This is a genomic window from Streptomyces sp. SCA2-17, from assembly GCF_044336695.1.
This window is the reverse complement of sequence record NZ_CP117521.1, coordinates 1454204-1473607: the sequence shown is the minus strand read 5'-3', so window position 1 is coordinate 1473607 and position 19404 is coordinate 1454204. Positions and strand designations below refer to the sequence as shown.

Below are 19404 nucleotides of genomic sequence, written 5' to 3'. Positions count from 1 at the left end.
GGCGGGCGAACGGGGGTCAAGGGCGCGGGCGCCCTTGCAAACCTCCGCCGCGGCGGCGCTCAGCCCCCGCCGGGGTGTTCGGCGGTGCCGAGCGACCCTGGGCGGGGGCCCGTCCGGCACCGCCGGTTACGTCCGGTGGGGGCTGAGCACCGCGGCGGCGGGTTCAAGGGCGCGGGCGCCCTTGACGGGCTGGTCCGGGCCGGCTCGATCGGATACCGCCCGGCAGCAAGCCTCCGCCGCGGCGGCGCTCAGCCCCCGCCGGGGTGTTCGGCGGTGCCGAGCGACCCTGGGCGGGGGCCCGTCCGGCACCGCCGGTTATGTCCGGTGGGGGTGGCTCGCCGCTGCGGCGGATTCAAGGGCCGGGGCCCTTGACCGGCTGGAGCGAGCCGGCACGATTCGCGCCGTCCGGCAGCAAGCCTCCGCCGCAGCGGTGCTCAGCCCCCGCCGGGGATTCCGGCGGTGCCGAGCGGCCTCGGGGGTCAGCCCCCGTCAGGGCCCAGCGGCCCCCGTAGGGGGAGTGTTGCGTGGACGCGGAAGCCCGGGTGGCCGTCCGCGCGGGGGGCCGCCTCGCACGTGCCGCCCAGAGCCGTGACGCGTTCGCGCATGCCCAGCAAGCCGTGGCCGCCCGTGCCCGCCGGCGGGCCGCCCGCTCCGTCGTCCAGGACCGTCACCGACAGCGCGTCCGCGCCCCGGGTCAGGGTGATCTCCGCCCGCGCCCCCGCCCCCGCGTGCTTGTGCACGTTCGTCAGGGCCTCCTGCACGACGCGGTAGGCCGCCAGGTCGACCGCGGCCGGCAGCGCCGCCCCGGGCCCGCCCGTGACGGACACCTTCAGCCCCGCCCGGGCGAACCCCTCGACGAGCCGGTCGAGGACGCCCAGCCCGGGCGCCGGTTCCGTCGGCGCCTCGGGGTCGCCGTACTGCCGCAGCAGCCCGACCGTCGCCCGCAGCTCCGACAGTGCCGAGCGGCTGGCCTCCCGTACGTGCGCGAGGGCCTGCTTGGCCTGGTCGGGCCGGCTGTCCATGATGTGCGAGGCGACCCCGGCCTGGACGTTGACCAGCGCGATGTGGTGCGCGACGACGTCGTGCAGCTCGCGCGCGATCCGCAGCCGCTCCTCCGCCACCCGCCGCCGCGCCTCCTCCTCCCGCGTCCGCTCGGCCCGTACCGCCCGCTCCTCGATCGCCGCGACGTAGGCCCGCCGGCTGCGGACGGCGTCGCCCAGGGCCCCGGCCAGCGCGGTCCAGGTGAAGAGCCCGAGGTTCTCGGGGGAGTACCAGGGCGGCACCCCGAAGAGCATGGCGGCGCAGGTGAGGACGGCGACCGTGGCCAGGGCGAACCGCCACGCCGCCGGCCGCCCGGTGCGCGAGGCGATCGTGTAGAGCGCGACGACGACGGCCATGGCGATCTGCGTGCGCGGCTGGTCGCCCCGGTGGACGACGATCTCGGCCAGGGTCAGCGCCGACGTCACGCCCAGGACCGTCCGCGGGAAGGAGCGCCGCGCCACCAGCGCCCCGCACGCGAGCGCGGAGAGCAGCAGGAAGCCCGGCCCGGGCGCGGCCGAGGCGTGGCCGCGGCCCGCGTACGAGCCGATCACGACGACCGCGTACGCGAAGAGGGCCAGCAGCGTGTCGGCGGCGAGCGGATGCGCCCGCAGCCATCGGTGCGGGCGGGCTATGCCGGGGACGGCGAGGGAGCTCATCGGGATCCCGTCTCGTGGCTGCGCCGCGCCCCCGTCTCCCGGACGGGGGGACGGGGGCGCGGCGGGTGCTGGAGTCACCGGTGGCGGGCGGAGCGGGCCCGGCCGGTCAGCCGGGGATGAGACCGTCGTCGCTGAGCATCTCCCGGACCTCGTCGAGCGTGGCGTCGGGAGCGGGCAGGATCAGCTCGGAGGGTTCGAGGGCGTCGTCGGGCAGCGGGCTGCCCAGCCGGCGCACGGCGTCGAGCAGAGCCCCGAGCGTGCGCCGGAAGCCGGGCTCGTCACCGCCCTCCATCTCTTCGAGCAGCTCGTCATCGAGCTTGTTGAGCTCCGCGAAGTGGCTGTCGGCGAGCTTCCACTGCCCTTCCCCCATGATCCGTACGATCATGACGGTCTCTCCCTCGGTCGGGTCGGTGCCGGGGTGAGCGGTGCTCACACCGCGAAACTACTGCTTGTCGAAGCGGGGCCGCTCCTGCTCGGAGTGCTGGGCGGCCTGGCCGCCGGCACCGTTCCCGCCCTCGATGGCCTGCTTCGGAGCGCTGCCCCCGGCCAGCTCCGCCTTCATCCGCTGGAGCTCCAGCTCCACGTCCGAGCCGCCGGAGAGGCGGTCCAGCTCGGCGGTGAGGTCGTCCTTGGCCATGCCCGTCGGGTCGTCGAGCGCGCCGGAGGCGAGGAGCTCGTCGATGGCACCGGCCCGGGCCTGGAGCTGCGCCGTCTTGTCCTCGGCGCGCTGGATGGCCATGCCGACGTCGCCCATCTCCTCGGAGATGCCGGAGAAGGCCTCGCCGATCCGGGTCTGGGCCTGGGCGGCGGTGTACGTGGCCTTGATCGTCTCCTTCTTCGTACGGAAGGCGTCGACCTTGGCCTGGAGGCGCTGCGCCGCGAGGGTGAGCTTCTCCTCCTCGCCCTGGAGGGTCTGGTGCTGCGTCTCCAGGTCGCTGACCTGCTGCTGGAGGGCCGCACGGCGGGAGAGGGCCTCGCGGGCCAGGTCCTCGCGCCCGAGCGCGAGCGCCTTGCGGCCCTGGTCCTCCAGCTTGGAGGACTGGCCCTGGAGCTGGTTGAGCTGCAGTTCGAGGCGCTTGCGGGACGTGGCGACGTCCGCGACGCCGCGGCGCACCTTCTGGAGCAGCTCCAGCTGCTTCTGGTACGAGTAGTCGAGGGTCTCGCGCGGATCCTCGGCCCGGTCCAGGGCCTTGTTGGCCTTCGCGCGGAAAATCATTCCCATACGCTTCATGACACCGCTCATGGGCCTCGCGCGCCCCCTTCTGACGGACTACGGCTCCAGCACACCTTGCAGACCCCACAGTACGGGCCCTGCTTCCATTACCGCACTGTTCGGGCGCGGATGCGCTCCTCCTCCAGGACGATCAGCAGGGCGCCGCCCTCCGGCGCAGGGAGTAGACGCCGACCTGGGGGACAACCCGGGGAACGCTCCGGGGAGAACCGGGGAACAACCAGGGCAACGGCCGCCGTTGCCGGATCGTTCCCCTCTGCGGACCGCGCCCCCCTTCCCGTACCCCGTACCCTTGGGTTTCGTGTTCCGAAGCCGTTCCACTTCCAAGGATGAGCAGGCCGCCGCCGCCAAGGTGACCGCGGGCAGGCCCGAGACGTCCCAGCAGCCCCGTAACCCGCAGGCCCCCAAGGGCCGCCCGACCCCCAAGCGCAGCGAGGCCAATTCGCAGCGCCGTGCGATGGCGTCGACGCCCGCCAACCGCAAGGAGGCGGCCAAGCGCGCCCGCGAGACCCGCCGGGTCGACATGGCCAAGCAGCGCGAGGCCCTCGCCAACGGCGACGAGCGCTACCTGCCCGTGCGCGACAAGGGCCCCGTCCGCCGCTTCGCCCGCGACTTCGTGGACGCGCGGTACTCGGTCGCCGAGTTCTTCCTGCCGCTCGCCGTCCTGATCCTGATCCTCAGCATGGTCAACCGCGGCGCGTTCCAGACGTACGTGCTGCTCGCGTGGATGATCGTGATCGCCCTGATCGTGATCAACTCCCTGATCACCGGGATCTCCCTCAAGCGCGCCCTCAAGCAGCGCTTCCCCGACGAGAACACCCGCGGCGCGGTGGCCTACGCCCTGATGCGCACGCTCCAGATGCGTCGCCTGCGTCTGCCCAAGCCGCAGGTCAAGCGCGGGGAGAAGCCGCGCGGGGAGAAGTCCTGAGCGCCTTCGCTCCCGGCTTCGGCGCCGGCGCGGAGGGCTGGCTGCGGGGCCTGGGGGGCTTACGGAACACCGTGCGTCAGGAGTTGGTGGCCCGCCAGCTCGACGAGCAGATAAGCGCCCGCTACCCCGTCGGGCGGCGGCTGCGCATCCTCGACGTCGGCCCCGGCCAGGGCACGCAGGCGCTGCGGCTGGCCCGCGCCGGGCACGAGGTGACGGGCCTGGAGCCCGATCCCGTGATGCTCGGCGCCCTCCGCGAGGCGCTGGCCGCCGAGCCGGAAGGCATCCGTGAGCGGGTGCGGCTCATCCAGGGTGATGGCCGGGAGACCGGCGTCCACTTCACCCCGGGCTCCTTCGACATCGTGCTCTGCCACGGCGTCCTGATGTACGTGCCCGAGCCGGATCCGATGCTCGCCGGGCTCGCCCGGGTGCTGGCGCCCGGCGGGCTGCTCTCCCTGCTCGTGCGCAACGCCGACGCCCTGGCCATGCGGCCGGGCCTCGCCGGGGACTGGGACACGGCGCTCGCCGCGTTCGACTCTCCCGCGTACGTCAACCGGATCGGCCTGACGGTCCGCGCCGACCGCCTGGAGACGCTCACCGGCACGCTCGCCGGCATCGGAGCGCCGCTGCATGCCTGGTACGGGGTGAGGGTCTTCACCGACCTGGCCCCCGACGCCGGCCCCGCCCCGGCCGGCGCGGCGCTGGACCGCCTCCTCCTGGCGGAGGAGCGAGCGGGCCGCACGGATCCGTATCGCGCGGTGGCGGCGCTGTTGCACTTGTGCGGCGTCAGGGGCGGCTAGGGCTCTGCCCGGGGTGCTTGGCGTATGGTGCCGGGCCGGCCCGGCACCGCCGGGTTCGCCGGTGGGGGCTGAGCGCCGCGGCGGCGGGTGCAAGGGGCGGGGCGCCCCTTGCCGAACCGCCCCGTACCACCCATTCGTAGGCTCGGCCGGGACACGTGGACGTCCCGCGGGCGATACTCCGAGCATGGATGGCTCACGCGCCCGCGTCGCGCTTCTCGTGACCGCCGTCGTCTGCGCCGCGGCACTGACCGCCGGCTGTTCCAGCACCTCGCCCCGTCCTTCGCAGAAGGAGCCCCCCGCCGCATCCGGCGCGCCCAGCGTGCCCGGGTCCGCCGGAGACCTTCAGGCCGCCTACGAGAAGGTCGTCAAGGACGTCCTGCCCTCCGTCGTGCAGATCACCGCGGGCGACAGCCTCGGCTCCGGCGTCGTCTACGACGACAAGGGCAACATCGTCACCAACGCCCACGTCGTCGGCTCCGCGCAGTCCTTCAAGGTCACCCTGGCCACCGGCGGCGGAGCCGTCGGCGCCCGGCTCGTCTCCAGCTACCCCGAGCAGGACCTCGCCGTCGTCCGGCTGGACGAGGTTCCCAAGACTCTCAAGCCCGCCACCCTCGGCGACTCCACGAAGGTCGAGGTCGGCCAGATCGTGCTCGCCATGGGCAACCCGCTCGGCCTGTCCAGCAGCGTCACCCAGGGCATCGTCTCCGCCGTCGGCCGCACGGTCAGCGAGGGCCGCACCGGCGGCGGTACGGGCGCCACCATCGCGAACATGGTGCAGACGTCCGCCGCGATCAACCCGGGCAACAGCGGCGGCGCGCTCGTCAACCTCGCGGGCCAGGTGATCGGCATTCCCACGCTCGCCGCCACCGACCCGGAGCTCGGCCAGGGCGCCGCCCCCGGCATCGGCTTCGCCATCCCCGCCGCGACCGTCCGCACGGTCGCCGGGCAGATCGTCAAGAGCGGCCGCGTCACCGACTCCGGCCGCGCCGCGCTGGGCATCACCGCACGCACCATCGTCGGCCCCGACTTCGCCCCCGCGGGCGTCGAGGTCGTCTCCGTGAACCAGAACGGACCCGCCGACCGGGCCGGGCTGCGGGCCGGGGACGTCCTCACCCGCGTCGGCAAGACCGACATCACCACCATGCAGTCCCTGTCCGAGGCGCTCGCGGGCCTCCGGCCCGGCGACAGAACCGACGTGTCCTACGACCGCAACGGCGCCGCCCGCACCACGACCGTCACCCTCGGCGAGATGTGATCCCGACGGGACTGCCTGCCGTCCCGTACGGGACGGCAGGCAGGGATACGCGTCAGGCTTCCGCCGCCGCCCGCAGGCTCATCACGTAGATCTCCGAGTCGTCCTCGAACAGCGTCACCTTCTCCGCACCGCCGTCCAGGAGCTCCTTCCACACCTCGCCGATCCACGACTCGGCGTCTCCCTGCGTGGTGAACTCCTCCGGCTCCACCGCCGGAGCCACCTCGGTCCCGTCGGCCGCCTCGAACCGCCACGTCCACGCCATGTCCGCCTCCTGAGTCGCACAGAGAAACTGCCGGATGGGTCCTGCATACGTGCTGTGCCGCGCAGCCTAACGGGCCGTCGGCGGCGAGAAAGGGTGAGCCCCGCGCGCCCACGGCCCGCGGACGCGAGACGATCAGTGCGTGGAACTGACACTGCTCGGCACCGGAGCCCCCGACGGGCTGCCGCGCCCCGACTGCCCCTGCGCCTCCTGTGCCACCGCCGTGGGTGACGAGGCGCGGGCCGCGACCGCGGTCCTCGTCGACGGGGCGCTGCTGCTGGACCTCACCCCGGGGCCGGCGTTCGCCGCCGCCCGCGCGGGCCGGTCCATCGCCGGCGTCCGGCAGGTCCTGCTCTCCCACCCGCACGACGGGCCCGCCGTCGAGTTCCCGGCGGGCCTGCCCGCGCCCGGCCGGGTGCCCGACGGGCGGGAACTGGCCGTGATCAGCGGCCACCGGATCCGCGCGGTCGCCCTGGACGCCCCCGGCACGGGCTACGAGGTGACCGCCGCGGACGGCGAGCGCCTGCTCTACCTCCCGCCGGGCGCGGCCCCCGCCGGCCTGAACAACGGCCCGGCGGCGGCCCCGGCCGTCCGCTACGACATGGTGCTGCTCGACGTCATCGGCCGCCCGGACGCCCTCGCCCGGCTGCGGGCCGCGGGTGCGATCACGGCCACGACGGACGTGATCGCCGTCCACCTCGACCACGACGTGCCGCCCGGCCGCGAACTGCACCGGCAGCTCGCCGCGGCCGGCGCCCGCACCGTGCCCGACGGCACCACGCTCGTCGTCGGCGACTACCACGCGGTGCCGGACCTGCCCCGGCGCACCCTGGTGCTCGGCGGCGCCCGCTCGGGCAAGTCCGTGGAGGCCGAGCGGCGCCTGGAGTCCTTCCCCGAGGTGCTCTACGTGGCCACGGGCGGCACCCGCCCGGGGGACGCCGACTGGGCGGCGCGGGTGGCCCTGCACCGCGAGCGCCGGCCCGGCTCCTGGCGCACGGCGGAGACCACCGACCTCGTACCCCTGCTGGCCGCCGACGGCCCGCCGCTGCTGCTGGACTGCCTGTCGCTGTGGCTCACCGACGCGATGGACTCCGTCGGCGCGTGGGACGACGAGTCGTGGGCCGACGGCGGCAAGGACGCCCTGGCCGTGCGCGTGGCGGAGCTGGTGGCGGCCGTGCGGGCCACGCGGCGCACGGTGGTGCTGGTGAGCAACGAGGTGGGCTCGGGCGTCGTGCCCGCGACGGCGTCGGGCCGCCGCTTCCGCGACGAGCTGGGCCGGCTGAACACGATGGTCGCCACGGAGTGCGAACACGTCCTGCTGGTGGTCGCGGGGCAGGCCCTCGCGCTGCGCTGACGCTCCGTACGCTTACGTCCCATGGCTGATCCCGACCGCCCCATTCGCGTCCTGCTCGCCGACGACCAGGCCCTCCTGCGCAGCGCGTTCCGCGTCCTGGTGAACTCGGAGCCGGACATGACCGTCGTGGGGGAGGCCGCCGACGGCGCGGAGGCCCTGGACCTGGCCCGGAGGCACGCCCCGCACGTGGTCCTGATGGACATCCGGATGCCCGGGACGGACGGCCTGGCCGCGACCCGGGCGATCTGCTCGGATCCGGCCCTCGCGGACGTGCGCGTGGTGATGCTGACGACCTTCGAGGTCGACGAGTACGTGGTGCAGTCGCTCCGGGCGGGTGCCTCAGGCTTCCTCGGCAAGGGCGCCGAGCCGGAGGAGCTGCTGGCCGCGATCCGGGTGGCGCGGGCGGGGGAGGCGCTGCTGTCGCCCGCGGCGACGAAGGGGCTCATCGCGCGGTTCCTGGCCCAGCCGGGGGACGCGCGGCCGGAGGGCGGCCCGCCGGCCCGGCTGGACGCGCTCACGGGGCGGGAGCGGGAGGTGCTGGTGCACGTCGCGGGCGGGCTGTCCAACGACGAGATCGGCGAGCGGCTGGAGGTCAGCCCGCTGACCGTCAAGACGCACGTCAACCGTGCGATGGCGAAGCTGGGGGCGCGGGACCGGGCCCAACTCGTGGTCATCGCCTACGAGTCGGGCCTGGTCCGGCCGAGGACGGACTAGCCGCCCGGGGATCGGGGCCCGCACGCACGGGCCCCGGCACGGCTACGGCTACGGCAGCGCCAGCATCCGCTCCAGCGCCAGCTTCGAGAACGCCGCCACCTCCGGGTCGACCTCGATCCGGTTGACCACCTTGCCGTCCGCCAGGGACTCCAGGGCCCACACCAGGTGCGGCAGGTCGATCCGGTTCATGGTCGAGCAGAAGCACACCGTCTTGTCGAGGAAGACGATCTCCTTGCCCTCACCGGCGAATCGATTCGCCAGGCGCCGGACCAGGTTCAGCTCCGTGCCGATGGCCCACTTGGAGCCGGCGGGGGCCGCCTCCAGGGTCTTGATGATGTACTCCGTGGAGCCGACGTAGTCGGCCGCGGCCACGACCTCGTGCCGGCACTCGGGGTGCACCAGGACGTTGACGCCCGGGATGCGCTCGCGCACGTCGTTGACGGAGTCGAGCGAGAAGCGGCCGTGCACCGAGCAGTGCCCGCGCCACAGGATCATCTTCGCGCCGCGCAGCTCCTCGGCGGTCAGGCCGCCGTTCGGCTTGTGGGGGTTGTACAGGACGCAGTCGTCCAGGGACATCCCCATGTCGCGGACGGCGGTGTTGCGGCCCAGGTGCTGGTCGGGGAGGAAGAGGACCTTCTCGCCCTGCTCGAAGGCCCAGTTCAGCGCCCGCTCGGCGTTGGAGGAGGTGCAGATGGTGCCGCCGTGCTTGCCGGTGAAGGCCTTGATGTCGGCGGAGGAGTTCATGTACGAGACGGGGACGGTCACGTCCGCCACGCCCGCCTCGGCCAGCACGTCCCAGCACTCGGCGACCTGCTCGGCGGTGGCCATGTCGGCCATCGAGCAGCCGGCCGCGAGGTCCGGCAGGACGACCTGCTGGCCGGCGGTGGTGAGGATGTCCGCGGACTCGGCCATGAAGTGCACGCCGCAGAAGACGATGTACTCGGCGTCCGGGCGGGCGGCCGCGTCGCGCGCGAGCTTGAAGGAGTCCCCGGTCACGTCCGCGAACTCGATGACCTCGTCGCGCTGGTAGTGGTGGCCGAGCACGAAGACCTTGTCCCCGAGCTTCGCCTTGGCCGCGCGGGCGCGCTCCACCAGGTCCGGGTCGGAGGGCGCCGGCAGGTCGCCGGGGCACTCCACGCCCCGCTCGCTCTTCGGGTCGGCCTCGCGCCCGAGCAGCAGGAGCGCGAGGGGCGAGGGAGCGGGAGCCTGGAAGTCCAAGGGCTGGGCGGTGGTCACGTCACGCACCCTTTCTGTTCTGCGGGACGGCCGGGAAGGGCCTTGTCGTCAAAATGACGTTATCTATCATAACTGCTTCGCGTCAGTTTGACGATGGTGATCGCGTCGATGTGACACATTCCCGATCCGGCGCGGGGTGTGCGAGCATGAAAGGCGGAAACACCGCAGCAGGCCCGGAATGAATCCGGGAGTCCGGCGGTTGCAGCCGACGGCAAGCAGTCCGCACCAAACCCGGGAGTGAAGCAGATGTCCGTTCAGGACGAGAAGACCACTGTGAGCGACGGCATCCTCCTGTCCGACGCCGCCGCCGCCAAGGTCAAGGGCCTGCTGGAGCAGGAGGGCCGTGACGACCTCGCGCTGCGCGTCGCCGTCCAGCCCGGCGGCTGCTCCGGCCTGCGCTACCAGCTCTTCTTCGACGAGCGTTCGCTCGACGGCGACGTCGTCAAGGACTTCGACGGCGTCAAGGTCGTCACGGACCGCATGAGCGCCCCGTACCTGGGCGGCGCCTCCATCGACTTCGTCGACACCATCGAGAAGCAGGGCTTCACGATCGACAACCCGAACGCCACGGGTTCCTGCGCCTGCGGTGACTCCTTCAGCTAAAGCGTCACCTTTACCGCTTGCCGCGAAGGCGGTGGCCCGACCGACCGGGCCACCGCCTTCGTGGTGTTCACCGCCTGGTGAGGAAGAGAGCTATTTCTCCTGCTGCCGTGCCACCGGCTCCCCGGTCGAGGCGTCCACCACCTTCCGGTCGCCCAGCGGCTCGTCCAGCGTGACCGTCTCGTCGAACTTCTTCGCCATCAGCACGCACTGCCGGCCCGGCTGCTTCTCCGTCCCGGTGACCTTGACCGTCACCGCCTCCGCCGACTGCTCGGCGGAGGCCGCGTAGTTCTGGCACACGCCGCCCCAGAAGTGCAGGACGAGCTTCTTCCCGTCCACGCTGTACGACTCCACGTGCACCGGCACCGACTTCGGCGTGCCCTTCCCCGGGCTCTCGGAGCGGCCCGGGCCGGGGGAGTGCCGCACCAGGAACTCCGGGTCCACCGCGGGCTGCGCGACGGTGACCGCCGCCTCCTTCTCCGCGCCCGGCAGGCGCACCTGGAACAGCCACGACGGCACCAGCGACTGCCGCCCGGCCACCGACTGCGCCGACAGGCCCAGCGCGGCCCCGGTCACCACGGCGGGCGTACGCGGCGGGGCCTTCGGCGGGCAGGGCACCGCGAAGCCGCGCGGCCCCTCACCGCTCGCGCCGTCATCGCCGTGCGGGACGGGGGAGGCGCAGCCGCCGATCGCCGGCTGACCGGTGCCGCCACCCTTGTTGAGCTCCTTCAGCGCCTCGTCGGCCGTCACCAGCGGGTAGACCGCCCCCTTCGGCGGGGTCTGGAGCTGCCCGCTGCCCCGTACGAGCTGGGCGTCCGAACCGACCTCCAGCGTCGTCCGCCAGCCGAAGACCGGCAGGCCGTCCAGCACGGGATCGGCGTTGACCGCCCGCACCGCGCCGAAGAGCCCCGACGCGTCGATCTTGGAGTCGTCCTGGCCGAGGGCCTTCAGGACGGGCGCGGCAGCGCTCTTCGCCTTCTCCTCCGATACGGGCGGCTGCCCGTCCGTGGCCCGCCCCTCCTGCTGCGGGCAGCTCACGGGCTCGGCCGGGGACAGGTCGGCCGCGGGGTCCGTGCGCGGCCCCGACCCCGGCGGGTGCACGCACCCCTTGCCGACGCTGCCGAAGCGCGCGAAGGACCAGTTGCCCGGCCCCTTGCGGGCCACCTGCAAGACCGGCTCGTCCGCCCCGGGCGGACCGCCCACCCGCCAGGTGTCCCCCTCCAGCTCCGGCGTCCCGGACACGTGCAGGGCCGCGGCGAGGGAGGCCACCTCCGCCCGGCCCACCTCGCCCTTCGGCAGCCGCACGGCCGCCGTCCGCGGCCCGTCGGGCAGCTTCCCCTCGGCGCGGTAGCGCACGCCACTGGGGTCCGGCTCGCCCACGGCGATGCCCTGCGAGGGCCCGGTGGGGCCGCCGACGGCCGGGGCGTCCAGCGCGAGGGGCGGTGGGGAGCCCTCACCGCCCGGCGTGCCGCCGCCCTTGCCGCCGTCGTCCTCCCACGCCGTGGCGGCCCAGTACGCACCGCCGCCACCGGCCAGCAGCACCGCCGCCGCCACCGAGGCGACCGCGAGCCGTGAACGCTTCCGCTGCTGCTTGCCTTCGGGGGTGCCGCCCTCGGTGCTCACCACATCGCTCCTTCACTCCGCCCAATGTCCGTAGCGCTGCATCCCCCGGGAAGGGGACGCGGCTTGGACGGAGCACAGGAGCGAGCGGTTCCACCCGGCTGAGGCCGGGTGGAACGGGAGGGTCAGTCGCCGTACTCCGACATCCCGTCGATCAGCCGCGCCGACCCGGCCGGCACCGAGACGCCCCTGATCAGCGAGGGCGGCACCGCCGCGGCCGCTTTCCCGGCTCCCGGGGACCCCGTCCAGTGCGGCGACATCCGTGCGCACAGTCCGCGCAGCTCCGCCAGCGATTCGGGCTCGTACTCGGGGAAAGTGACGTCCTTCACAGGGTTCGGCATAGCGGCACCGTATGCACGCGCAACGCACGAGGAAAGGGCTACTATTTGGTAATTTTGTCCGGACGATGGCCGAAACTATATGCAGGTGCGAATTCCGGACCCGGTAGCGTGGTGTGGCTCGTCCGAAACCCGTCACCTCGCCCCCGCAGGAGCAGAACCGCCGTGCGTATCGCAGTCACCGGCTCCATCGCCACTGACCATCTGATGACGTTCCCCGGCCGTTTCGCCGATCAGCTCGTGGCGGACCAGCTGCACACCGTCTCGCTCTCCTTCCTCGTCGACGAACTCGACGTCCGCCGCGGCGGTGTCGCGCCCAACATCTGCTTCGGCATGGGCCTGCTCGGCCTGCGCCCCATCCTGGTCGGCGCCGCCGGCGCGGACTTCGCCGAGTACCGCGCCTGGCTGGAGCGGCACGGCGTGGACACCGACTCCGTCCGCATCTCCGAGGTCCTGCACACCGCCCGCTTCGTCTGCACCACGGACACGGACCACAACCAGATCGCGTCCTTCTACACCGGCGCGATGAGCGAGGCCCGCCAGATCGAGCTCCAGCCCGTCGCCGACCGCGTCGGCGGCCTCGACCTGGTCCTGATCGGCGCCGACGACCCCGAGGCGATGATCCGCCACACCGAGGAGTGCCGCTCCCGGGGCATCCCCTTCGCCGCCGACCCCTCCCAGCAGCTGGCCCGCATGGAGGGCGACGACATCCGCGTCCTCGTCGAGGGCGCCACGTATCTCTTCACCAACGAGTACGAGAAGGCCCTCATCGAGTCCAAGACCGGCTGGTCCGGGGACGAGATCCTGGCCAAGGTCGGCACCCGCATCACCACCCTCGGCGCGCAGGGCGTGCGCATCGAGCGCGCGGGCGAGCCCGCCATCGAGGTCGGCTGCGCCCAGGAGGAGGCCAAGGTCGACCCGACGGGCGTCGGCGACGCCTTCCGCGCGGGCTTCCTCGCCGGCCTGACCTGGGAGCTGTCCCTGGAGCGCGCCGCCCAGCTGGGCTGCATGCTCGCCACCCTCGTCATCGAGACGCTGGGCACCCAGGAGTACGAGCTGCGCCGCGGCCACTTCATGGAGCGCTTCACCAAGGCCTACGGCGACGAGGCCGCCGCCGAGGTCAAGGCGCGCCTGTCCTGACCCCTGCTCCCGCGTGACCCCTGCCCCCTCCGGAGGGGGCAGGGGTCACGTACGGCTTTGGGCAGGGATCACGTGAGGCGCCGCACCACGTAGGCCGTGCCCTGCTCCCCCGGCCGCTCGCCCACGTACTCCTGCTCCCGCATGTCGCACCACGCGGGGATGTCCAGCCGCGCGGCCTCGTCGTCGGACAGCACGGTCACCACACCGCCCACCGGGACGTCGCCGATCGCCCTGGCCAGCTCGATCACGGGGATCGGGCAGCGTTTGCCCAGCGAGTCGATCACCAGCCCGGACTCCGACGCCGTCCGGGCGGCGGGCGCGGGCGCGGCCGGCGCGCCCAGGTGCTGCCGTACGGACGCCACCACCCCCGGCAGCACGTCGAGGAAGCGCTCGACGTCCTCCTCCGCCGTGCCCATCGGCAGCGACACCCGGACGTTGCCCTCCGACAGCACGCCCATCGCCTGGAGCACATGGCTCGGGGCCAGAGTGCTGGAGGTGCACGAGGAGCCGGAGGAGACGGAGAACCCCGCCCGGTCGAGGGCGTGCAGCAGCGTCTCACCGTCGACATACAGACACGAGAACGTGACCAGATGCGGCAGCCTGCGCGCCGGGTCGCCCACCACCTCCACGTCCGGCACGAGCGCGGGCACCCGCTCGCGGATCCGCTCGACCAGCGCCCGCAGCCGGGCGCCCTCCTCCGCCGCCTCCTGCCGCACGGCCCGCAGCGACGCGGCCGCCGCCACGATCGCGGGCAGGTCGGGGAAGCCCGGCGCCCGGCCCGACTCCCGCTCGTCCGCCGGGCCCTGGTACGCGAACCGCGTCCCCTTGCGGACCGCCAGCAGGCCCACGCCCGACGGGCCGCCCCACTTGTGCGCGCTGGCCGTCAGCAGCGACCAGCCGCTCGCCACCGGCCCCCACGCGAGCGACTGCGCCGCGTCCACCAGCAGCGGCACCCCCGCGGCCCGGCACTCCTCGGCCGCCTCGGCCACCGGCTGCTCGGTGCCCACCTCGTGGTTGGCGGACTGCAGGGCGGCCAGCGCGGTGTCGGGGCGCAGCGCCGCGGCGTACGCCCCGGGCGCCACGCGGCCCGCCCGGTCGACGGGCACCGTGGTGAAGCTGCCGCCGGCCGCCTCCAGGGCCTCGGCCGAGGCGAGGACGGAGGAGTGCTCGACGGCCGAGACGACCAGATGGCGGCCGGTGCGGCGGCGCCCGGCCAGGGCGCCGGCAAGGCCGTCGTGCACCGCGCGGCTACCCGAAGGGGTGAAGACGAGCTCGTCGGGGCGGCAGCCCACGACCTCGGCGGCGGCCTCGCGGGCGGCGTCCAGCAGCAGCCGGGCTCGCCGGCCCTCGCGGTAGAGCCGGGCGGGATCGGCCCAGCCCTCGTCGAGGGAGGCCAGCAGGGCCTGGCGGGCGACGGGGTGCAAGGGAGCGGCGGAGGCGGCGTCGAAGTAGGGCACACCCAGAAACTAACGCGTCGCCGGGAGGCCGCCCCGCGCGTACCGTCCCACCTGCGCGGCAGCCGCCTGACGGTCCCCCAGACGGCGGCCGGACCCATGGATTCCATCCCTTCGGGGAGTGACGCGGCGCGTTGGGCACCCTCCCCGCGCGGCCCCAAATAGCGTCCAGTAGGGTTTGGTCCGCATAAACATCCAAACCCCTGCCCGCAGCGGGCCGGCGACCGACCAGCGAGACGGCCGCAGCCGGCCGCACGGGCGAGACTCTCGGGAAGGCGCTACGTGAGTCCCAACGGCTCCGACCGCTCGTCGCGGCGCCCGGTGCGGCGGAAGCTGCTGCAGGCGCTGGCCGCGGGCGCTGTCCTGGCGACCGCCTCCGGTTGCACATATAAGGACTTCCCCCGCCTCGGAATGCCCACTCCCGTCACGGAAGAGGCGCCGCGGATCCTCTCCCTGTGGCAGGGCTCTTGGGCCGCCGCTCTGGTGACCGGCATCCTGGTGTGGGGCCTGATCATCTGGAGTGTCATCTTCCACCGGCGCAGCCGGACGAAGGTGGAGGTACCCCAGCAGACCCGGTACAACATGCCGATCGAGGCGCTGTACACGGCGGTCCCGATCATCATCGTGTCGGTGCTCTTCTACTTCACCGCGCGTGACGAGAACAAGCTGCTGACCAACCCGGACAAGCCCAAGCACGTCGTCAACGTGGTGGGCTTCCAGTGGAGCTGGGCCTTCAACTACATGGAGGACGTCGACGGCAACGCCGCGACCCCGGCGAAGCCGCTCCGGGAGAACAAGGAGCTCGACGCGATCCCGGACCGGTTCCTGAAGAAGGCACCGCAGGGCGCGGAGGGTGTCTACGACATCGGCATCCCCGGCACGCGCAACGAGCAGACCAACAACCCGGGCCCCACGCTGTGGCTGCCCAAGGGTGAGACGGTCGAGTTCGTCCTCACCTCGCGGGACGTCATCCACTCCTTCTGGGTGGTGCCGTTCCTGATGAAGCAGGACGTCATCCCGGGGCACACCAACAGCTTCACGGTGACCCCGAACAAGGAGGGCACCTTCCTCGGCAAGTGCGCCGAGCTGTGCGGCCAGGACCACTCCCGGATGCTCTTCAACGTCAAGGTCGTCTCTCCTGAGCGTTACAAGCAGCACCTGAAGGAGCTGGCCGCGAAGGGCCAGACCGGCTACCAGCCGGCGGGCATCGCGATGACGGATCACGCGAAGAACGCGGAGACCAAGAACAAGTGAGCATCCTCAACGAACCCCAGGGTGCCGCCGCCGCGACAGCCACGGCAGCACCGCCAGTCCGCCAGAAGCAGCCCGGTATCAACGCGGTCAAGTGGCTCACCACCACCGACCACAAGACCATCGGCACGCTCTACCTGGTCACGTCGTTCGCGTTCTTCTGCATCGGCGGCCTGATGGCGCTGCTGATGCGCGCCGAACTCGCCCGTCCCGGCACGCAGATCATGTCGAACGAGCAGTTCAACCAGGCGTTCACGATGCACGGCACGATCATGCTGCTGATGTTCGCGACGCCGCTGTTCGCCGGTTTCGCGAACTGGATCATGCCGCTCCAGATCGGCGCGCCCGACGTGGCGTTCCCGCGGCTGAACATGTTCGCCTACTGGCTCTACCTGTTCGGCTCGATCATCGCGGTGGCCGGCTTCCTCACCCCGCAGGGTGCGGCCGACTTCGGCTGGTTCGCCTACTCCCCGCTGTCGGACGCCGTCCGCTCGCCGGGCGTCGGCGCCGACATGTGGATCATGGGTCTGGCCTTCTCCGGCTTCGGCACGATCCTCGGTTCGGTCAACTTCATCACCACGATCATCTGCATGCGCGCGCCCGGCATGACGATGTTCCGCATGCCGATCTTCACCTGGAACGTGCTGCTGACCGGTGTCCTGGTCCTGCTCGCCTTCCCGGTCCTGGCGGCCGCGCTGTTCGCTCTGGAGGCGGACCGTAAATTCGGGGCCCACGTCTTCGACCCGGGCAACGGCGGAGCGCTGCTGTGGCAGCACCTCTTCTGGTTCTTCGGCCACCCCGAGGTCTACATCATCGCGCTGCCGTTCTTCGGCATCATCTCCGAGGTCATCCCGGTCTTCTCCCGCAAGCCGATGTTCGGCTACTGGGGCCTGATCGCGGCCACGATCTCGATCGCCGGTCTTTCGGTGACGGTGTGGGCGCACCACATGTACGTCACGGGCGGTGTGCTGCTGCCGTTCTTCTCCTTCATGACCTTCCTGATCGCGGTCCCGACCGGTGTGAAGTTCTTCAACTGGATCGGCACCATGTGGAAGGGCTCGCTGTCCTTCGAGACGCCGATGCTGTGGGCCACCGGCTTCCTGATCACCTTCACCTTCGGTGGTCTGACCGGCGTCATCCTGGCCTCGCCCCCGCTGGACTTCCACGTCTCCGACTCGTACTTCGTGGTCGCGCACTTCCACTACGTCATCTTCGGCACCGTGGTGTTCGCGATGTTCTCCGGCTTCCACTTCTGGTGGCCGAAGTTCACGGGCAAGATGCTGGACGAGAAGCTCGGCAAGATCACCTTCTGGACGCTGTTCGTGGGCTTCCACGGCACGTTCCTGGTGCAGCACTGGCTGGGTGCCGAGGGCATGCCCCGCCGCTACGCGGACTACCTGGCCGCCGACGGCTTCACCACGCTGAACACCATCTCGACCATCAGCTCCTTCCTGCTGGGCCTGTCGATCCTGCCGTTCATGTACAACGTCTGGAAGACCGCCAAGTACGGCAAGAAGGTCGAGGTCGACGACCCGTGGGGCTACGGCCGCTCGCTGGAGTGGGCGACGTCCTGCCCGCCGCCGCGGCACAACTTCCTCACGCTGCCGCGCATCCGCTCCGAATCCCCGGCGTTCGACCTGCACCACCCGGAGATCGTGGCTCTGGAGCTCGAAGAGAACCTCGCGGCTGAGAAGGCCCTCGCGGGTGGCAAGGAGGCCGGCAAGTGAAGATCCAGGGCAAGATGTTCATCTGGCTCGCCGTCTTCATCCTCGCCATGGCGTGTGTCTATGGCGTGTGGTCGAAGGAGGCTGCCGGCACGACGGCCCTCTTCATGGCCTTCGGCCTGTGCATCATGGTCGGCTACTACCTGGCGTTCACCGCACGCCGGGTGGACACCGGCGCCGGCGACAACAAGGAGGCGGACGTCGCCGACGACGCCGGCGAGCTGGGCTTCTTCGCCCCGCACAGCTGGCAGCCGCTCTCCCTGGCGGTCGGTGGCGCCCTGGCCTTCCTGAGCATCTGCTTCGGCTGGTGGCTGATGTACTTCTCGGCCCCGATCATCCTGGTCGGCCTCTTCGGCTGGGTTTTCGAGTTCTACCGAGGCGAGAACCAGAACCAGTAGGAGCTGTCGCTCCTGCGAAGGGCCCCGCGCACCCCACCCGGTGTGCGGGGCCCTTCGCGTGTTCCGGGGCCTTCGCGCACAACCACCCGTTTGCAGTCACCCGACAGGCCGTACGCCCCGAACGTCCCTACGGTGTGAGACATGACCCAGTCACCTCGACACCGCTTGGCGCTCTGCGGCGCCGTGCTGCTGACCGCGCTGGCGGTGGGGGTCACCGCCTGCGGCGGCTCGTCCAACCCGCTGGCCGACAAGCCCTACGACGCCGGCGGTCAGGTGGAGCTCACCAGCGCCCGCGACGGGCAGAAGGCGGACCCCAGCAAGCCGCTGGAGGTGACCGCCAGGGGCGACGACCGGATCACGGACGTCACCGCCACGGACGCCGCCGGACGCTACGTCAAGGGCGAGCTCGCCCCCGACGGGTCCCGCTGGCACAGCACCGGCGCCCTCGCCGCCGGCGCCCACTACACCGTCCGCGTCACAACGGAGGACGAGGACGGGGCCCAGGGGCGGCGCACGATCGGCTTCGACACCAATCCGGCGGACCGCCTCCTGCGCGTCAGTTTCGGCCCGCAGAACGGCACCTACGGGGTGGGACAGCCCATCACCGCCGAGCTGAGCACCCCCGTCCAGGACCCCGCCTCCCGCGCCGTCGTCGAACGCACCCTCAGGGTCGAGTCGCAGCCCGCCGTGGAAGGCGCCTGGCACTGGGTGGACAACCGCACCCTGCACTACCGGCCCAAGGAGTACTGGCCTGCCAACTCCACCGTCGACGTGCACGCGACCCTCGACGGCATCAAGGTCGGCGGCGGCCTCTACGGAGGCCCCTCCAAGCCCGTCAGGATGACCACCGGCGACCGCATCGAGGCCGTCACCGACGCCGGCGCCCACAGCATGACCGTGCTGCGCAACGGCAAGGAGATCCGCTCCATCCCGGTCACCACCGGCAAACCCGGCTACGCCACCCGCAACGGGGTCAAGGTGATCCTGGGCCGGGAATCCTTCGTACGGATGCGCGGCACCAGCATCGGCATCGCCGAAGGCAGCGCCGACTCCTACGACCTGCCCGTCTACTGGGCCACCCGGGTCACCTGGAGCGGCGAGTACGTGCACGCCGCCCCCTGGTCCGAGGGCTCCCAGGGCTGGGAGAACGTCAGCCACGGCTGCACCGGCATGAGCACCGCCAACGCCAAGTGGTTCTTCGACACCGTCCACGTCGGCGACATCGTCAAGGTCGTGGGCAGCGCGGGCGCCACCATGACGCCCTTCGACAACGGCTTCGGCGACTGGAACATGGACTGGGACGAATGGCGCAAGGGCAGCGCCCTCGTCGGAGGCAAGAAGCAGGGGAGCGGCCCCGCCGACGCCGCCCGCCTGCGCCCCGAGCTCTAGCCGCCCGGCGGGCCCCGCA

19 protein-coding genes are annotated in these 19404 nt (G+C 72.3%); 11 read left to right on the top strand and 8 right to left on the bottom strand.

Translation table 11 applies throughout. From position 1 onward, the window contains the following. Positions 1 to 479: 479 nt before the first annotated feature. From PS271_RS06570 to PS271_RS06560, 3 genes are all read right to left on the bottom strand, one after another. Positions 480 to 1697, bottom strand: a complete 1218-nt coding sequence (locus PS271_RS06570; RefSeq protein ID WP_398380904.1) for a sensor histidine kinase — start codon at positions 1695 to 1697, stop codon at positions 480 to 482. A 106-nt stretch (positions 1698 to 1803) separates the two neighbouring features. Next, a complete protein-coding gene (gene pspAA / locus PS271_RS06565; RefSeq protein ID WP_398386705.1) occupies positions 1804 to 2082 on the bottom strand; it encodes a PspA-associated protein PspAA in 279 nt (92 codons plus the stop codon). 57 nt (positions 2083 to 2139) lie between these two features. Next, positions 2140 to 2940, bottom strand: coding sequence for a PspA/IM30 family protein (locus tag PS271_RS06560; protein WP_367139970.1), 801 nt, complete (start codon positions 2938 to 2940; stop codon positions 2140 to 2142). Between the two features lie 289 nt (positions 2941 to 3229). Here PS271_RS06560 and PS271_RS06555 point away from each other — a divergent pair, with 289 nt between their 5' ends. From PS271_RS06555 to PS271_RS06545, 3 genes are all read left to right on the top strand, one after another. Next, positions 3230 to 3856, top strand: coding sequence for a DUF3043 domain-containing protein (locus PS271_RS06555; RefSeq protein WP_398380902.1), 627 nt, complete (start codon positions 3230 to 3232; stop codon positions 3854 to 3856). Positions 3857 to 3927: 71 nt separating this feature from the next. Beyond that, positions 3928 to 4653 carry a class I SAM-dependent methyltransferase gene (locus PS271_RS06550; RefSeq protein ID WP_398380900.1) on the top strand — a complete coding sequence of 242 codons (726 nt, stop codon included), beginning with the start codon at positions 3928 to 3930 and terminating at the stop codon, positions 4651 to 4653. A 184-nt stretch (positions 4654 to 4837) separates the two neighbouring features. Continuing rightward, positions 4838 to 5908 (top strand): S1C family serine protease, encoded by a 1071-nt coding sequence (locus tag PS271_RS06545; protein WP_398380898.1) that lies wholly within the window; start codon positions 4838 to 4840, stop codon positions 5906 to 5908. 52 nt (positions 5909 to 5960) lie between these two features. Here PS271_RS06545 and PS271_RS06540 read toward each other — a convergent pair whose 3' ends face one another. Beyond that, positions 5961 to 6170, bottom strand: coding sequence for a glycosyltransferase family 25 protein (locus tag PS271_RS06540; protein WP_367139974.1), 210 nt, complete (start codon positions 6168 to 6170; stop codon positions 5961 to 5963). A 139-nt stretch (positions 6171 to 6309) separates the two neighbouring features. On the opposite strand from PS271_RS06540, the gene PS271_RS06535 reads away from it, so the two are divergent. Both PS271_RS06535 and PS271_RS06530 read left to right on the top strand, forming a co-directional pair. Beyond that, positions 6310 to 7521, top strand: coding sequence for a bifunctional adenosylcobinamide kinase/adenosylcobinamide-phosphate guanylyltransferase (locus tag PS271_RS06535; protein WP_398380896.1), 1212 nt, complete (start codon positions 6310 to 6312; stop codon positions 7519 to 7521). A gap of 21 nt (positions 7522 to 7542) precedes the next feature. Further along, complete coding sequence (locus PS271_RS06530) at positions 7543 to 8235, top strand: response regulator (RefSeq protein WP_398380894.1); 693 nt, start codon at positions 7543 to 7545, stop codon at positions 8233 to 8235. A 48-nt stretch (positions 8236 to 8283) separates the two neighbouring features. Here the strand turns inward: PS271_RS06530 and nadA are convergent, their stop codons facing one another. Beyond that, positions 8284 to 9471, bottom strand: a complete 1188-nt coding sequence (gene nadA / locus PS271_RS06525; RefSeq protein WP_398380892.1) for a quinolinate synthase NadA — start codon at positions 9469 to 9471, stop codon at positions 8284 to 8286. A 246-nt stretch (positions 9472 to 9717) separates the two neighbouring features. On the opposite strand from nadA, the gene PS271_RS06520 reads away from it, so the two are divergent. Then, the gene (locus PS271_RS06520) at positions 9718 to 10074 is read left to right on the top strand and encodes a HesB/IscA family protein (RefSeq protein ID WP_030364637.1); all 357 of its coding nucleotides are present in this window, start codon (positions 9718 to 9720) and stop codon (positions 10072 to 10074) included. Positions 10075 to 10164: 90 nt separating this feature from the next. Here the strand turns inward: PS271_RS06520 and PS271_RS06515 are convergent, their stop codons facing one another. Together PS271_RS06515 and PS271_RS06510 are read right to left on the bottom strand one after the other, a co-directional pair. Continuing rightward, the gene (locus PS271_RS06515; protein WP_398380890.1) at positions 10165 to 11694 is read right to left on the bottom strand and encodes a hypothetical protein; all 1530 of its coding nucleotides are present in this window, start codon (positions 11692 to 11694) and stop codon (positions 10165 to 10167) included. 122 nt (positions 11695 to 11816) lie between these two features. Continuing rightward, on the bottom strand, positions 11817 to 12032 hold the full coding sequence (locus tag PS271_RS06510) for a hypothetical protein (protein WP_398380888.1): 216 nt from the start codon (positions 12030 to 12032) through the stop codon (positions 11817 to 11819). 162 nt (positions 12033 to 12194) lie between these two features. On the opposite strand from PS271_RS06510, the gene PS271_RS06505 reads away from it, so the two are divergent. Continuing rightward, positions 12195 to 13169, top strand: a complete 975-nt coding sequence (locus tag PS271_RS06505) for a carbohydrate kinase family protein (RefSeq protein ID WP_398380887.1) — start codon at positions 12195 to 12197, stop codon at positions 13167 to 13169. 68 nt (positions 13170 to 13237) lie between these two features. On the opposite strand, the gene PS271_RS06500 is transcribed toward PS271_RS06505, so the two are convergent. Continuing rightward, positions 13238 to 14626 (bottom strand): cysteine desulfurase/sulfurtransferase TusA family protein, encoded by a 1389-nt coding sequence (locus PS271_RS06500; protein WP_398380886.1) that lies wholly within the window; start codon positions 14624 to 14626, stop codon positions 13238 to 13240. A 279-nt stretch (positions 14627 to 14905) separates the two neighbouring features. Here PS271_RS06500 and ctaC point away from each other — a divergent pair, with 279 nt between their 5' ends. From ctaC to PS271_RS06480, 4 genes are all read left to right on the top strand, one after another. After that, positions 14906 to 15877 carry an aa3-type cytochrome oxidase subunit II gene (gene ctaC, locus PS271_RS06495; RefSeq protein ID WP_398380884.1) on the top strand — a complete coding sequence of 324 codons (972 nt, stop codon included), beginning with the start codon at positions 14906 to 14908 and terminating at the stop codon, positions 15875 to 15877. Beyond that, complete coding sequence (gene ctaD, locus PS271_RS06490; protein ID WP_398380882.1) at positions 15874 to 17601, top strand: aa3-type cytochrome oxidase subunit I; 1728 nt, start codon at positions 15874 to 15876, stop codon at positions 17599 to 17601. The genes ctaC and ctaD overlap by 4 nt, the downstream gene beginning before the upstream one ends. Further along, positions 17598 to 17996, top strand: coding sequence for a cytochrome c oxidase subunit 4 (locus tag PS271_RS06485; RefSeq protein WP_398380880.1), 399 nt, complete (start codon positions 17598 to 17600; stop codon positions 17994 to 17996). Before ctaD ends, PS271_RS06485 begins: the two co-directional genes overlap by 4 nt. A gap of 141 nt (positions 17997 to 18137) precedes the next feature. Beyond that, a complete protein-coding gene (locus PS271_RS06480) occupies positions 18138 to 19385 on the top strand; it encodes a L,D-transpeptidase (RefSeq protein ID WP_398380878.1) in 1248 nt (415 codons plus the stop codon). The last annotated feature ends 19 nt before the right edge of the window (positions 19386 to 19404 follow it).